This window comes from Rhodopseudomonas faecalis (assembly GCF_003217325.1).
Lineage (GTDB): Bacteria > Pseudomonadota > Alphaproteobacteria > Rhizobiales > Xanthobacteraceae > Rhodopseudomonas > Rhodopseudomonas faecalis.
Genome location: NZ_QJTI01000018.1, coordinates 21,503 through 36,722, shown reverse-complemented (window position 1 = coordinate 36,722; position 15,220 = coordinate 21,503). Strand labels below are relative to the sequence as shown.

10 protein-coding genes are annotated in these 15,220 nt (G+C 66.0%); 4 read left to right on the top strand and 6 right to left on the bottom strand.

The window, feature by feature from the left end:
• Nucleotides 1–8 precede the first annotated feature (8 nt).
• The gene (locus BJ122_RS13805; RefSeq protein WP_110781613.1) at nucleotides 9–1,940 is read right to left on the bottom strand and encodes an alpha-1,4-glucan--maltose-1-phosphate maltosyltransferase; all 1,932 of its coding nucleotides are present in this window, start codon (nucleotides 1,938–1,940) and stop codon (nucleotides 9–11) included.
• 222 nt (nucleotides 1,941–2,162) lie between these two features.
• On the opposite strand from BJ122_RS13805, the gene malQ reads away from it, so the two are divergent.
• Nucleotides 2,163–4,115, top strand: coding sequence for a 4-alpha-glucanotransferase (gene malQ / locus BJ122_RS13800; protein ID WP_110781612.1), 1,953 nt, complete (start codon nucleotides 2,163–2,165; stop codon nucleotides 4,113–4,115).
• A 4-nt stretch (nucleotides 4,116–4,119) separates the two neighbouring features.
• Nucleotides 4,120–5,919 (top strand): glycoside hydrolase family 15 protein, encoded by a 1,800-nt coding sequence (locus tag BJ122_RS13795; RefSeq protein WP_110781611.1) that lies wholly within the window; start codon nucleotides 4,120–4,122, stop codon nucleotides 5,917–5,919.
• Between the two features lie 9 nt (nucleotides 5,920–5,928).
• Here BJ122_RS13795 and pgl read toward each other — a convergent pair whose 3' ends face one another.
• The 5 genes from pgl to pip form a co-directional block, all read right to left on the bottom strand.
• Nucleotides 5,929–6,669, bottom strand: a complete 741-nt coding sequence (gene pgl / locus BJ122_RS13790; protein ID WP_110781610.1) for a 6-phosphogluconolactonase — start codon at nucleotides 6,667–6,669, stop codon at nucleotides 5,929–5,931.
• A complete protein-coding gene (gene zwf, locus BJ122_RS13785) occupies nucleotides 6,666–8,141 on the bottom strand; it encodes a glucose-6-phosphate dehydrogenase (protein WP_245407734.1) in 1,476 nt (491 codons plus the stop codon). Before zwf ends, pgl begins: the two co-directional genes overlap by 4 nt.
• Before the next feature lie 41 nt (nucleotides 8,142–8,182).
• Nucleotides 8,183–9,220 (bottom strand): phosphogluconate dehydrogenase (NAD(+)-dependent, decarboxylating), encoded by a 1,038-nt coding sequence (gene gnd / locus BJ122_RS13780; RefSeq protein ID WP_110781608.1) that lies wholly within the window; start codon nucleotides 9,218–9,220, stop codon nucleotides 8,183–8,185.
• A 7-nt stretch (nucleotides 9,221–9,227) separates the two neighbouring features.
• Nucleotides 9,228–12,080, bottom strand: a complete 2,853-nt coding sequence (locus BJ122_RS13775) for a bifunctional transaldolase/phosoglucose isomerase (RefSeq protein ID WP_110781607.1) — start codon at nucleotides 12,078–12,080, stop codon at nucleotides 9,228–9,230.
• Nucleotides 12,081–12,286: 206 nt separating this feature from the next.
• On the bottom strand, nucleotides 12,287–13,309 hold the full coding sequence (gene pip, locus BJ122_RS13770) for a prolyl aminopeptidase (RefSeq protein ID WP_110781606.1): 1,023 nt from the start codon (nucleotides 13,307–13,309) through the stop codon (nucleotides 12,287–12,289).
• Between the two features lie 128 nt (nucleotides 13,310–13,437).
• Here pip and BJ122_RS13765 point away from each other — a divergent pair, with 128 nt between their 5' ends.
• Together BJ122_RS13765 and BJ122_RS13760 are read left to right on the top strand one after the other, a co-directional pair.
• Nucleotides 13,438–13,695 (top strand): DUF6894 family protein, encoded by a 258-nt coding sequence (locus BJ122_RS13765; RefSeq protein WP_103011006.1) that lies wholly within the window; start codon nucleotides 13,438–13,440, stop codon nucleotides 13,693–13,695.
• Between the two features lie 102 nt (nucleotides 13,696–13,797).
• Nucleotides 13,798–15,198, top strand: a complete 1,401-nt coding sequence (locus tag BJ122_RS13760) for an amidase family protein (protein WP_110781605.1) — start codon at nucleotides 13,798–13,800, stop codon at nucleotides 15,196–15,198.
• Nucleotides 15,199–15,220: the final 22 nt, after the last annotated feature.

Sequence of the window (15,220 nt, the reverse complement as noted above, 5' to 3'; positions counted from 1 at the left end):
CTGCACACTCAAGCCAGACATTGAAACAGCAAAGCGGGGTCACGGGCCGGATCGATGCGTAGCTGAAGGCCGCCCCACTGCACCGGCAGGCGTTCGCCGGTGATCAGATTTTCCACCGCGACCGGCGGTTTCAATTCGCCGCCGACCTCGACCAGCGTGTCGCCGAGCGGGAACCAGACGTCATGGACCTCGCCCGACAGCGCGATCGCCACCCCGACCGTGTTGCGGCCGTCGAGCGAACGCTTGATGAAGCCGATCACATGCTCGTCGTTGATCTCGACAAAACGAAGATCATTGGTTTGCAGCAGCGCCGGATGGCGGCGCCGCGCCTGATTGAGATCGCGGATATAGGATTTCAGGTGGCCGGGCTGATCCCAGTCGCGCACCTTGATCTCGTATTTTTCGGAATCGAGATATTCTTCTCGTCCGGGGATCGGCCGGTGTTCGAGTAGCTCAAAACCGTTATAGATGCCGTAGCTTGCTGACAGCGTCGCAGCCAGCGCCAAGCGGGCCTTGAACACCCAGGGCTCACCGCTTTGCAGATGAAAGGGCAGGATGTCTGGCGTATTGACGAAGAAGTTCGGACGAAAAAAGTCCCGCTCCGGCACGCCGGTCAATTCGCGCAGATATTGTTCGATTTCCCACTTCTGCACCCGCCAGGTGAAATAAGTGTAGGACTGCGTGAAGCCGAGCTTGGCCAGCCCCTTCATCAATTTCGGCCGGGTGAAGGCTTCCGCGAGAAAGATCACATCCGGGTGGCGCAATTGCACCTCGCGGATCAGCCATTCCCAGAACCGGAATGGTTTGGTGTGCGGATTGTCGATGCGGAAAATGCTGACGCCCTCGGCCACCCAGAACAGCAGCACGTCGCGCAGCGCATTCCAGAGCGAACCGGCGTCGTCGCAGGCAAAATCCGGATTGACGATGTCTTCGTATTTCTTGGGCGGGTTTTCGGCAAAACGCATGCTGCCGTCCGGCCGGCGGCGGAACCAGTTTGGGTGTTGCCGCAGCCACGGGTGATCGGGCGAGCACTGCACCGCGATGTCGAGTGCGACCTCGAGATTGACCGTGCGGCACGCGGCGACCAAAGCGCGGAAATCCTCGATGGTGCCGAGTTCCGGATGCACGGCGTCATGGCCGCCTTCGGCCGAACCGATCGCATAGAAGCTGCCGGGATCGCCGGGCGCTGCGGCGAGCGCATTGTTACGGCCCTTGCGGTTGGTACGGCCGATAGGGTGGATCGGCGTGAGATAGAGCACGTCAAAGCCCATCGCCGCGATATCGGGCAGCCGCGCGATGCAATCGCGGAACGTGCCGTGCTGGCCGGGCGTGCGGCCCTGGCTGCGCGGCACCATTTCATACCAGGCGCCGGCGCGGGCGCGCGGCCGGTCCACCATCAGCGGCAGTGCGGGCGAGCGGGTCAGGTCGGGGCGCGGCTGGGCCAGCGCCATCGCCGCCATCAGTTCCGGCGCCAGCAGGGCCTGATAATCACCGGATTCCAGAAAAAGCTGGCATTGGCGCTGGATCACGGCACCGACTTGGTCGCTGGCCGCGGTGCGCGACAGCAGTTCGGCGCCTTCCAGCGCGTCGAGGGAGACGTCCTGGCCGGCGTTCAGCTTCAGCTCAAAACCATGGCGCCAGGTGGCAAACTGATCGGTCCAGGCCTCGATGGCATAAAGATGACGGCCAAGCTGGCAGGGCACGAACTGGCCGTGCCAGCGGTCATTGACGTCGTGCTGCATCGGCACGCGCTGCCAATCGCGATCGACTTCGCGCCGCCACAGCAGCGCTGCGGCGATGATGTCGTGGCCGTCGCGATAAATGTCGGCCTCGACCTCGATCGGTTCGCCGACGATACGCTTGACCGGAAAGCGGCCGCCATCGACCAAAGGATGGATGGCTTCGATGTGAAACGCCCCACCCAGCGCGGGGCTGATCATGGTTTGGGTTGTTTTATTCACGGTGATGCCAAATATGTGGAGCAAACAAGATGTTCCGACCCATGACTGGAGGGCCCCCGCCCGACACCACTAGAAACTCTTGATCACCGCAGTTGGTTCCCGGAACTCAGCCGCGATTGCGGCGTTACCGGCCTTCCGCCTGCTGCATCACGCCAAATCCCTTCCAGCGTCGCTATGTCGCGCGACGAAACAGCAGATCGAATGGACACTTTCGCCAGAGCCGCCGAACTCGGAATTTCGCCGGAGTTTTATGACGGGCAAGGACAGCACCGTGTCACCGCTCCCGCAGCGCTGGCGGCGATCGTCGATGCCATTCCGCAGCCGCAGCCAAAACCGCTGCTTGGCACAGTGCTGGTGGCGCGGGGCGGCGAGCTGCGCGCCGAACTAACTGCTACCGCGCAATTGCCGGTGCATTGGCGGCTTCTTCAGCATGAGTGTGTGCGGGCCACCGGCGAATGCGTCGAGCGCCATTGGGCCGGGCCGCAAGGGCTGGCCGAGGGGCTCTACCAGCTCGATCTGCGCGATGCCGCCGGCACGTGCGAGCAGGTGCCTGTGATCGTGGCGCCGGCGCGCGCGTTTGGTGGTGCGTTCGATCGCGGCTGGCTGCTATCGGTGCAGCTCTATAGCGTGCGCTCACAGCGCAATTGGGGCATGGGCGATTTCAGCGATCTTGCCGACCTGATCGCGCTCGCCGCCGAGCTTGGCGCCGCGGGCATCGGCCTCAATCCGCTGCATGCGCTGTTTGATGATCGGCCGCAGGATTGCAGCCCGTACTCGCCGAACAGCCGCCTGTTCCTGAACGCGCTCTATATCGATGTCGCCAAACTGCCGGAATTGCCGCGTTCCACGCTCGATGAGATCGAAACGCTGCTCGGCGAGCTGCGCGCCAGCGACATGATCCGCTATCGCGAGGTTGCCGAGCTGAAATGGCGCGGCTTGCGCGCGGCGTTTGCGGCGTTTCGTAGGGGTGTCGATCCGGCGCGCACCGAGGCGTTCGCGGCGTTTCGGCGCGAGCGCGGCGCGCTGCTGACGCGCTTTGCCTGTTTTGAAGTGCTGCGCCATCAGTTCGGCACGCCCTGGTGGGAATGGCCGGAGGTGTGGCGGCGGCCGGACGATGCGCAATGCGCGGCGTTTGCCAGCGGCGAGCACAGCGATGCGGTGGCGTTTGTCGAATATGTGCAATGGTGCGCGCACCAGCAGCTACAGGACTGCCAGCTTGAAGCCGAGCGCCGCGGCATGCCGGTCGGGCTTTATCTCGACGTGGCGGTCGGCGTGCAGAGCAATGGCTTTGATGCCTGGAATGAGCAGATCGCGATTTCGCGCAAACTCGGCGTCGGCGCGCCGCCCGATCAGCTCAACACCGCGGGCCAGGATTGGGGTCTCGCCGGCTTCAACGCCGCGGGGCTGGAGGCGAGGGCGTTCGAGCCCTATCGCGCCATGCTGGCGGCCTCGATGCGCTATGCCGGCGCGATCCGGCTCGACCATGTGCTCGGGCTGAAACGGCTCTATCTGGTGCCGCATGGCTATCGCGCCGACAATGGCGCCTATGCGGCGATGCCATTCGAGGCGTTGCTCGCGGTCACGGCGCTCGAGAGCCAGGCGCAGCGCTGCGTGGTGATCGGCGAAGACCTTGGCACGGTGCCGGATGGTTTTCGTGAACGGCTCGCCGATTGGGGCATCTGGTCGTATCGCGTGATGATCTTTGAGCGCGACGACGACGGCTCGTTCCGCTCGGTCGATCGCTACCCGGCCGACGCGCTGGTGACCTTCAACACCCACGATCTCGCCACCTTCGCCGGCTGGCGCGGTTTTGCCGATCTGCATTTCAAGCGCTCGGTCGGCATCGATCCCGGCGAAAGCGATGACGCGCGCTGGCACGCGCTCGGCATGCTCGACAATGTGCTGCGCCATGAGGCAATCGACAGCAACGATTTCTACGCCGTGACGCGGTTCATGGCGCGCACCCGCTCGCGGCTGTTGGCAATCTCGCTGGAGGATCTGCTGAAAGTCGCCGATCAGCCCAACGTGCCGGGCACGATTGACGAACACCCGAATTGGCGGCGTCGGCTGCCGGTTGAGCTGAGCGAGATCGCGGCGGCGATCGATCGACAGGCCCTGCAGGACGCCACCGCCGGGCGCATAGTCGGGCGGTGATCGCGTGCCGGGATTGATCGAAGATTACGCGCTGATCGGCGATTGCGAGACCGCAGCTTTGGTCTGCCGCGATGGCTCGGTCGATTGGCTGTGTTGGCCAGCGTTCGATTCCGAAGCCTGTTTTGCCGCGCTGCTCGGCGGCCGCGAGCACGGCCGCTGGCAACTGGCACCGCATGGCGCGACCCGGAGCTGCACCAGGCGCTATCGCGGCGATACCTTGATCCTGGAAACGCGCTTTGAGACCGATGACGGCGCGGTGACGCTGATCGATTTCATGCCGCCGCGCGGGGAGGTGTCCGATCTGGTGCGGATCGTGCGCGGCGAGCGCGGCCGGGTGCGCATGCGCATGGAGCTGATCATCCGCTTCGGCTTCGGCGCCAATGTGCCCTGGGTGAAGCGTACCGATGGTGGCGCGCTGCTGGCGATCTGTGGCCCGGATATGACCGTGCTGCGTACGCCGGTCGATACCCATGGCGAGGGGCTGACCACGGTTGCCGATTTCGAAGTGATGGCCGGCGAGTCGGTGCCGTTTGCGCTGAGTTACGCGCGTTCGCATCTAGCGGTGCCGGACCCGATCGATCCCGAACACGCGCTGCTCGACACCGAGGCGTTCTGGCTGGAATGGGCCGGTCGCTGCAGCTATCGCGGCGAATATCGCGAGCTGGTGATGCGCTCGCTGATCACGCTGAAGGCGCTGACCTATGCGCCGAGCGGCGGCATCGTCGCCGCGCCGACCACCTCGCTGCCGGAAAAGCTCGGCGGCTCGCGCAATTGGGACTATCGGTTCTGCTGGCTGCGCGACGCGACCTTCACGCTGCTGGCGCTGATGGATTCCGGCTACACCGAGGAAGCCTCGGCCTGGCATCATTGGCTGCTGCGCGCGGTGGCCGGCTCGCCCGCCAATATGCAGATCATGTACGGCATCATGGGCGAGCGCCGGCTGCTGGAATGGGAGGCCGATTGGCTGCCCGGCTATGAAGGCGCGCAGCCGGTGCGGATCGGCAATGCTGCGCACGATCAGTTGCAGCTCGACGTCTATGGCGAGCTGATCGACGTGTTTCATCAGTGGCGCATGGCCGATCTGCGGCTCGACGGAGAGTCCTGGGCACTGGAACGCGCGATCCTGGAACATCTGGAATCGATCTGGCGGCAGCCGGACAGCGGCATCTGGGAGCGGCGCGGGCCGGGCAAGCATTACGTGTCGTCGAAGGTGATGACCTGGGTGGCGTTTGATCGCGGCATCAAGAGCGCGGAGCGCTTTCAGCTGAAAGCGCCGGTCGAGCGCTGGAAGCAGGTGCGCGACACCATCCATCGCGACGTGTGCGAGCGCGGCTTTGACCCCAAGCAGAATGCGTTCACTGAGTCCTATGGATCGCAGATGCTGGATGCCAGCGTGCTGCTGCTGCCGGCGGTCGGGTTTTTGCCGGTGTCGGACCCGCGGGTACAGGGCACGCTCGCGGCGATCGAGAACGGCTTGATGCGCGATGGCTTCGTGCTGCGTCACGATCCGCGCGAAACCTGCGAGCCGCAGCCGGCGGAGGGCGCGTTTCTGGCATGCAGCCTGTGGCTGGCTGACGCCTTTCTGCTGTCGGGCGAGGTCGACAAGGCGAAAGCGCTGTTCGACCGCGTGGTCGGGGTTGCCAATGATCTCGGGCTGTTTGCTGAGGAATACGACCCGGACGCGCGCCGCCAGACCGGCAACTTTCCGCAGGCGCTGACCCATATCGCGCTGATCAACACCGCGCAGAATCTGACCGCGGTGCAGAAGGCCAAGGACAAGCCGGCAATCCAGCGCGTGAAGTAGCGCGGCGCGTCACGCATCGCGCGCTGTCCCGGCGGCGGCGCGATCGATCAGCCACACGGTGTCGCCATCAAGAGCACGGGCGCGCGCCGCGGGCAGATCGGCGCCGGCGCGCAGCCGCGTGATGATCTCGCGCTTGGCGGCGCCGCCGGCCAGAAACAGCAGCTCGCGGCTCGCGGCCAGCGCCGGCAGCGTCAGCGTGACGCGCGGCACCAGCGGCGGCACCGCGGCGTGTTCGACGCCAACCACCCAGCGCGAGGTTTCGGCCAGCGCCGGCGCTTCCGGAAACAGCGATGCGGTGTGGCCGTCCGGGCCAATGCCCATCAAGGTCAGATCGAACAGCGGCCGCGCCGGCGCAAGCTGCGCGGCACCGTAGAAGTTTTGCAGTTCATCTTGATAGCGACGGGCGACGGCATCCGGCGTCGCGGCGTCGGTCGGCATCGGGTGGATGTGACCCGGCGGCGCGCGACCATCCAGAAAGGCGCGGCGCGCTACGCCCATGTTGCTGAGCGGATCATCGGGTGGCACGAACCGTTCGTCGCCGATGAACCAATGCACGCGCGGCCAGGGGATCGAGGCTGCGAATTCACCGGCCAGCAGCTGGTACAGCCGGCTCGGCCCGGAGCCGCCCGTCAGGCAAATTGCCACGCGCTGGGGCTGCTGCGCGATCCGGTGCAGCAGATGCTGCGCGGCGATCCGCGCCAGTGCTTCGCTGTCATCGGCAACGATGATCTCGCGGGCACGGCTGGTCATCGCACCAGCGGCTCGCGCCAGGAGCGGCCATCGCGCGCGAGCAGCGCGTCGGCGTCGGCCGGGCCGTTGCTGCCGGCAGGATAGATTTGCAGGCCGTCGGCGCCGGCCTTGCGCCAGCCATCGAGAAATGGCTGCACCGCCGCCCAGCCGGCTTCGATCGCGTCGGCGCGCTGAAACAGGATGTTGTCGCCGATCATGCAATCATGGATCAGCGTCTCATAGCCGGTGGAGGGCGCGACCTTAAAATAGTCCTTGTAGCGGAACGTCATCTCGACGCCGTCGATCGCGATCTGCGGCCCCGGGATTTTTGAGTTGAATTGCAGCGAGATGCTTTCGGCGGGTTCGATGCCGATCACCAGATAGTTTTGCGACAATTGCTGCACCGGGGTGCAGCGGAACATCGCAAACGGCGCCTGCTTGAACTTGATCGCCACTTCCGTGCGCTTGGCGCCGAGCGCCTTGCCGGTGCGCAGATAGAACGGCACGCCGGCCCAGCGCCAATTGTCGATATTCAGCTTCAGCGCCGCATAGGTCTCGGTGGTCGAGTTCGGGCTGACATTGCGCGACTTGCGATAGTCCTCGATCGTGGTGTCGCCGATCTGGCCGGCGCTATATTGGCCACGCACCGAATTGGCGAGCGCGTCATGCTCGCTCGGAATCTGGATCGCCGACAGCACCGCGGATTTGGCGGTGCGCACCGCATGGGCGTTGAACTGCGAGGGCGGCTCCATCGCCACCAGCGATAGCAACTGGAACAGATGGTTGGGCACCATGTCGCGCAGCGCGCCGGTGGCGTCGTAAAAGCTGCCGCGATGGCCGACGCCGAGCGTTTCGGCGACGGTGATTTGCACGTGATCGATGTGATCGCGATTCCAGATCGGCTCGAACATGCCGTTGGCAAAGCGCATCACCAAAATGTTCTGCACCGTCTCTTTGCCGAGATAGTGATCGATCCGGTACAGCTCGTGCTCGGGCACGAGACCCAGCAGATGCGCATTCAGCGCCTTGGCGGAGGCGAGGTCGGTGCCGAACGGCTTTTCCACCACCAGCCGGCGCCACGCGCCTTGATCCTCGCGCAGCAGGCCCGCGCGGCCGAGTTCGCTGCTGATTGGCGCGAACGCATCCGGCGGGGTGGCAAGATAGAACAGCCGATTGCCGCCAGTGTGGCGTGCCGCCTCCAGCTTTTCCAGCCGTTCGCGCAGCCGGTCGAATGATGGCGGATCGCTGGGATCGGCGCTGATCGCGGTGACGCAGTAGAGTAGCTTGTCGGCGACGTCCTGGCGCACCGGGCGGGTGGCGAAGCGTTTCAGCCCGTCCATCAGGCTGGCGCGCAGCTCCTCGCTCGCGATTTCCTTGCGGGTGATGCCGACCACGCAAAACGTCTCGGGCAAGAGCCCGGCTTCGGCGAGATTGTACAGTGCGGGGATCACCAGCCGGTGGGTGAGGTCGCCAGTGACGCCGAAAATCACCATCGCGTAGCGATCGGGAGCCGACGTGCTGGCTGTGCTCACGGTCACACCGGGTCCTCCTTGGGCTTCAGTTTGGCCGGCCCGGCCTGCTGCGCCGGGTCGGGATGCTGCGAAGGCTCCTTGTGGCCGCCAAAGCCCTCGCGCATTGCCGAGAGAATCTTTTCAGCGAAGGTATGTTCCCGCCGCGAGCGGAACCGGGCGAACAGCGCCGCGGTCAGCACTTCGGCCGGCACCGCTTCGTCGATCGCGGCGTTGATGGTCCAGCGTCCTTCGCCGGAATCCTCGACAAAGCCGGAATAGCCGTCGAGCGTGCCGTTGCGCGCCAAGGCCGCCGCGATCAAATCGAGCAGCCAGGATGGGATCACGCTGCCGCGCCGCCACACCTCGGCGATATCGGCGAGATCGAAATCGAAGCGATGCGCCTCGCGCAGCGTCGGCGCATTGGCGTTTTTCAGAATGTCGAAGCCTTCGGCATAGGCCTGCATCAGGCCGTATTCGATGCCGTTGTGCACCATCTTGACGAAGTGCCCGGCGCCGACCGGGCCGGCGTGCAAAAAACCTTGTTCGACGCGCGGGTCGCGGCCGTCACGCTCCGGCGTCGCGGCGATCTCGCCGCGGCCCGGCGCCAGCGCCGCGAAAATCGGATCGAGCCGGTCGACCAGCGGTTTTGGGCCGCCGATCATCATGCAATAGCCGCGCTGCAGGCCCCAGACGCCGCCCGAGGTGCCGACATCGACATAGCCGATGCCGCGTTCGGCGAGCGCGGCGGCGCGGCGGATGTCGTCCTGCCAAAAACTGTTGCCGCCATCGATGACGACGTCATCGGGCGACAGCAACTGGCCGAGTTGTTCGATGGTGGTTTCGGTGATGGCGCCGGCCGGCAGCATCACCCAGACCGCACGCGGCGGGGTGAGCTGCTGGACCAATTGTTCGAGCGAGGCGGCGCCTTGTGCGCCTTCGCTGACCAGCGCGGCGACCGCCTGCGGGTCCTTGTCATACACCACGGCATGATGGCCAGAGCCGAGCAGGCGGCGCACGATGTTGCCACCCATTCGGCCCAGGCCGATCATGCCGAGTTGCATCAGAGCCTCATCCCTTGCTGAGAGCCTTGGTCAGTGCGGCGCCGAGCGCGGCGAGACCGCTGCCAAGCTCGCCCTTGAGATGAACGCGCAGCGCGCGCCGGCCGCGTTCGGTCAGCACGTTGAAATCGCCGCGCGCCTGCGCAGCCTTGATGATGCCAAAGCTCGCCGCCTGGCCGGGCACGGCGAGGTCGGCAGCATCATGGGTGATCTGCAGGAACACGCCGCTGTTCGGTCCGCCCTTGTAGGCCTGGCCGGTCGAGTGCAGGAAGCGCGGGCCGAATTCAGCGCAAGTGGCGATGCCGAGCGCGTCGCGCAGCGCCAGCCGCATGCTTTGCAGCGCCTCGATATGCGCAGCATTGCGCTCGATGTAAGCGAGCAGCGCCAGATAATCGCCACTGCCGGCGCGGCCGAGATGCGCCTTCAGCCAGGACACAAGATCATCCTGCGCGCCGGCAGCGCGCAGCGCGGCGGCATTGGCGGCATCGGTGAACAGATCCAGCTCCGCGCTGCTGAACACCGCGGCTTCCGCCGGCAGCGCGCCGGACTGCTCGAACGCCGCGATCAGCTCGCGGGTTTTGATCTTGGTGGATTCGACGTCGGGCTGATCGAACGGATTGATGCCGAGCACCGCGCCGGCGACCGCGGTCGCCAGTTCAAAGCGGAAGAATTCCTGGCCGATGTCTTCTGCTGAATTCAGCACGATGCGCGCCACCGGATGGCCGGCCTGCTGTAGCGCTGCCAGCTTGTCGGCGTTGCGGTCGGCTTCGCCCGCGGTGCGCAGATCGATGAAGAACCGGTCATCGCCATAGCGCGCGATGTCGCCGAGCGGTTCGCCGTCGATCGGGATCAGGCCCTTGCCGTCCTTGCCAGTCGACTCGGCGATCAGTTGCTCGGCCCAGGCGCCGAAATCGGCGACCGCCGGCGAGCACAGCATCGTCACCTTGTCGCGGCCCGCGCGGCCGGCAAGGCCGAGCGCTAGCCCGAGCTGCACGGTAGGGTTTTGCGCCGGCGGCACGTCGCCGCCGCAGCCGCGCACCATGGTCAGCGCCGCGTCCAGGAAACGGCCGACATCGATGCCGGCCACCGCGGCCGGCACCAGTCCGAATGGCGACAGCACCGAATAGCGGCCGCCGATGGTCGGCTCGCCATGCACGATCCGGGCAAAGCGCTGCTGCTGCGCGACCTTTTCCATCGACGAGCCGGGGTCGGTGACGGCCAGGAAGTGATCGCCGGCCTTGTCGGCCCCGACCGCCTTGCTGACCTCGTCGTAGAAATAGGCCTTCATCACGTTCGGCTCGGTGGTGCCGCCCGATTTGCTGGACACGATGAACAGCGTTGTGGGCAGCGTCACCGCGTTACGGATCGCGCGTACCTGGGCGGGGTCGGTCGAGTCGAGCACGTGCAGTTTTGGGAAACCGGCGCGCGGCGCAAAAGTCTGCGCCAGCACTTCCGGGCCGAGGCTGGAGCCGCCCATGCCGAGCACCACCGCGTCGGTGAAGCCGCGCTGCTGCACCCAGGACGCCAGCTCCTGATAGTCGCGCTGTTTGGCTTTCGCGGCCGCGGCGCTATCCAGCCAGCCCAGCCATTTCGCTTCGTCGCTGCCGGTCCACACCGCGGCATCGCGCGCCCACAGCCGGCGCACCAGGCCCTGCGCGCGCCATTGCTCGCTGTATTCGGCGAGCGCTTGGCCAAGCGTGGCATCGAGCGCCAGCGTTTGCGCGCCGATGCGGGCGCCGAGCACCTTGGCGCGCTTCTGCGCCACCGCGCCGAGCAGCTTGTCGGCGGCATCGCTGAACTGCTGCACGCCATCGGCCAACAGATGATCGGCGATTGCTTCCAGCGAGATGCCGGCGGCCTGCAGCGCGGCGAGGGCCTGTTCGGCCTGATCGACGCCGTCTTCCAGGCTGTCGCGCAGCTGGCCGTGATCGCGGAATGCATCGAGCGTCGCCGGCGGCACGGTGTTGACGGTGTTCGGCCCGATCAGTTCTTCGACATAGAGCGTGTCGCGATAGGCCTTGTTCTTGGTGCCGGTCGAGGCCCACAACAGCCGCTGCGGCTTGGCGCCGCGCGCAGCAAGCTGATCCCAGCGCGAGCCGGTGAACAGCCGCTTGTAGTGCTGATACGCGAGCTTGGCATTGGCGATCGCGATCTTGCCCTTGAGCGCGGCAAGCTTCGCCTGTTCGGCGGGATCGTTGGCCTTGGCGATCTTGTCATCGAGCTGTTTGTCGACCGCGCTGTCGATCCGGCTGACAAAGAAGCTGGCGACGCTGGCCACTTGCGCGGGATCGCCGCCGGACTTGGCATAGGCTTCCAGCCCGTCGATGAAGGCTTCGGCGACCGCGATATACATCGCCTGCGAAAACAGCAGCGTGACGTTGATGCTGATGCCCTTGGAGATCAGATGCCGGATCGCGGGAATGCCTTCCGGGGTCGCCGGCACCTTGACCATCAGGTTGCGGCGATCGACCCGGCGCCACAGCCGTTCGGCTTCGGCAATGGTGCCCTCGCAGTCGCGCGCCAGATAGGGCGATACTTCCAGGCTGACAAAACCATCATTGCCACCGGACTGGTGATAGACCGGCTGCAACACATCGGCGGCGTGCTGGATGTCTTCGACCGCCAGCGCTTCGTACAGTTCGGCCACCGGCTGGTCGCCCTGCGCCAGCGCCACGCCGATCGCGCCGTCATATTCGTCCGAACCGCCGATCGCCTTTTCAAAGATCGCCGGGTTGGAGGTCACTCCCTTGACGCCGTCGGCTTCGGTCAGCGTCTTGAGATCGCCGTTGGCGACGAAGCCGCGGGCAAGGAAATCCAGCCAGACTGCCTGGCCGTGGTGTTCGAGCGCTTTGACGGGGTTCATGATGACCTTGATCGTTCACTGAGGCGAGGGGCGCTGCGGCTCTTTCTGGACTGATACCGGCCATTGTCAATTGATCGTTCCGGCGGAGAAAGTCCTGTCGAAGTCGGGCCCTCGGAGAGGCGCGGTGGACTGCGATTGCGTCGGCAGTGAGACGAACGATAGCGCAACGCGCTAAAGGATTGTTGGTTCCTGAATGCGTCGCGGCATTAGCAGTAAGTGGTGCGTGGACCGTCATGATCCGGCCAATTTGCGAGCTGATCGGCTGAAGCCAGATCGTCGATGCCCTGAACCACCGCTTCACGCACCCCTGAATCGAACAGCGAGTGGCCGGCGGCGTGGATCACGCGCAGCTCTGCGCCGCGCCAGGCCCGGGTCAGGGTTCGCGCCGTGGCGGGCGGGCACAACAGGTCGTAGCGGCCCTGCACGATCACGCCGGGAATGTCGGCGAGCCGGCCGGCTTCGGCCAGCAATTGTCCGGGCCGCAGAAAACAATCGTTCTGGAAGTAGTGCGCTTCCAGCAGCGGAGTCGGTGGCCGATCACGGTATGAGGGTAGCGCGTTGAGATCGAGCCGGGTGCGCGCCGGGATGTGCTCCGACAGCGTGCGCTCGGTATCGTGCCAGGCCCAGGCCGCCGGGCCGTGGATCGCGGGATCAGGATCGAGAATGCGGCGCCAATAGGCATCGAGCGGCGCCAGCCGTTCCTCCGCGCTCAGCAGCGTCAGGAAGTCGTGGTTCAGCGCCGGATAGAATTGCGGCAGCGTGTTGCAGAACGCGGTCTGCAACTCCTCGCGCGTGCCCAGAAAGGTGGCGCGCAGCACGAGGCCGGTGACGCGCGCCGGATGGGCTTCGGCATAGGCCAGCGCCAGGGTCGAGCCCCATGACCCGCCGACCACCAGCCAGCGTTCAAAGCCGAATTCGGCGCGGATCAGTTCCAGATCGGCGATCAGATGCGCCAGCGTGTTGGCGGTGCACTCGCCGCGTGGCCGGCTGCGGCCGGCGCCGCGTTGATCGAACAGAACCGCATGAAAACGCACCGGATCGAACAGCCGGCGATGCTCGGCCTGGCAGCCGCTGCCGGGGCCGCCGTGCAGATAGACCGCGGGCAGGCCACCCGGCCGGCCGACGCTTTCGACATAAAGTTCGTGGCCGTCGCCAACCGGCAGATGCCGCACCGACCGCGGCGCGAAGCCATCGGATCTGTGGCGCGGTTGATGGGCGCTCTCTTGCATCGCATACAGGTATCGCAAATGCGAATTCTTTGCGAGAAGTTTTGGCGCCGGTTCAGCCTAGGAGGGTTGCGGATCGGGCCGTGGCCACTCAATTGAGGGTATTCCCAGCGCTGCCAACCAGGACCGCCATGCCACGCTACTACTTCAATACCCGGATCGACGGCGAGTTGATCCAAGACCCGGACGGTGAGGATTTGCGTGATCCCGACGAGGCTTGGGAGGTGGCGCGCACCACGGTCCGGCAGATCCTGAAAGCCGAGGGCGGCCAGCTTGGGCTGCTGCGCGCCGCCCTGGAAGTCACCGACGAGAGCGGCGAAGTGGTGCTGGAATTCCCGTTCGACGAGGCGCTGCTCGATATGCATCGCGGCACCTCCACCACCCATTGACGACCCCGGATGGCGCCATGATCGGCGCCCCGCCGCGGCAAGGGACGCTTGGCGGCGCCGATCTTGCTGGCATAATCGCACCCGCCAACGCAGGGAGGGCGCATGCAGCAAACATGGCGGTTGTCGGCAACTGAGCTGGCGCGCCTGATCCGTTGCCGGGAGTTGTCGGCGCGCGAAGTCGCCGACCAGGCCTTGGCCCGGCTGGAAACGGTCAATCCGCTGATCAACGCGGTGGTGGCCTATCGTCCGCAAGAGGTGCGGGCGCAGGCCGACGCCATCGATGCCGCGCTGGCGCGCGGCGAAGAGGTCGGCATGCTGGCCGGCGTGCCGGTGACCACCAAGATCAATGTCGATCAGCAGGGCTTTGCCACTACCAATGGCGTGACGCTGCAACGCGACCTGATCGCGACTGCCAATAATCCGGTGGTCGACAATCTGCGCAAAGCTGGCGCGGTGCTGCTCGGGCGCAGCAATGCGCCGGCGTTTTCCTATCGCTGGTTCACCAGCAATCTGCTGCACGGCCACACCAGCAATCCGCATGATCGCGCGATCACGCCCGGCGGCTCATCCGGCGGCGCGGCGGCGGCGGTGGCGGCCGGCATCGGCGCGATCGCGCATGGCACCGACATCGCCGGCTCGATCCGCTACCCTGCCTACGCCTGCGGCGTGCAGGGGCTGCGCCCGACCATCGGCCGGGTGCCGGCCTATAATCCATCATTGCCGGATCGTGTGATCGGCGCGCAGATCACCGCGGTGTCCGGTCCGCTGGCGCGCAGCATCGCCGACCTGCGGCTGGCGCTGAAGGCGATGGCGCAGCCCGATGCGCGCGATCCCTGGTATGTGCCGGCGCCGCTCGAGGGGCCGGTGCGCGAGAAGCGCGCAGCTTTGTGCCTGCGTCCCGATGGGCTGGCGATCACGCCCGCCATCGAAAGCGCGCTGCGGATCGCCGCGCAGCGCTTGATCGAGGCCGGATGGCAGGTCGAGGAGATCGACGCCACGCCGCCGCTTGCCGAAGCCGCCGAGCTGCAAACCAAGCTGTGGCTCGCGGATGGGTATGACGCGATGCTGGCCGCGGCCGAGCGCGAGGGCGATCCCGGTGCGCTCGCTTGTCTGCACGGCAACCGCGACCTCGCGCAGGGCATCGACCTTGCCGGGTTTTCAAAAATCCTGACGCGCCGCGCCACGCTGACCCGGCAATGGCAGCTATTCCTTGATGATTATGCGGTGCTGCTACTGCCGGTGTCGGCTGAGCTGCCGTTTCCCGACCAGCTCGACTTGCGCGACCAGCCATCGTTTCGCCGGGTGTGGCAGGCGCAGATGCCGCAAGTGGCGATCCCGTTCATGGGGCTGCCGGCGCTGGCGGTGGCGACCGGGCGGGTGGGGCGCGTGCCGGTCGGCGTCCAGCTGGTCGCCGGTCGTTATCGCGAAGATCTGTGCCTCGCCGCCGGCGAGGCGATCGAAGCGGGCGGCGGCGCGATCGCGCCGGTCGACCCGGTTGCTTGAATCAGCACAAGACCGGATAACG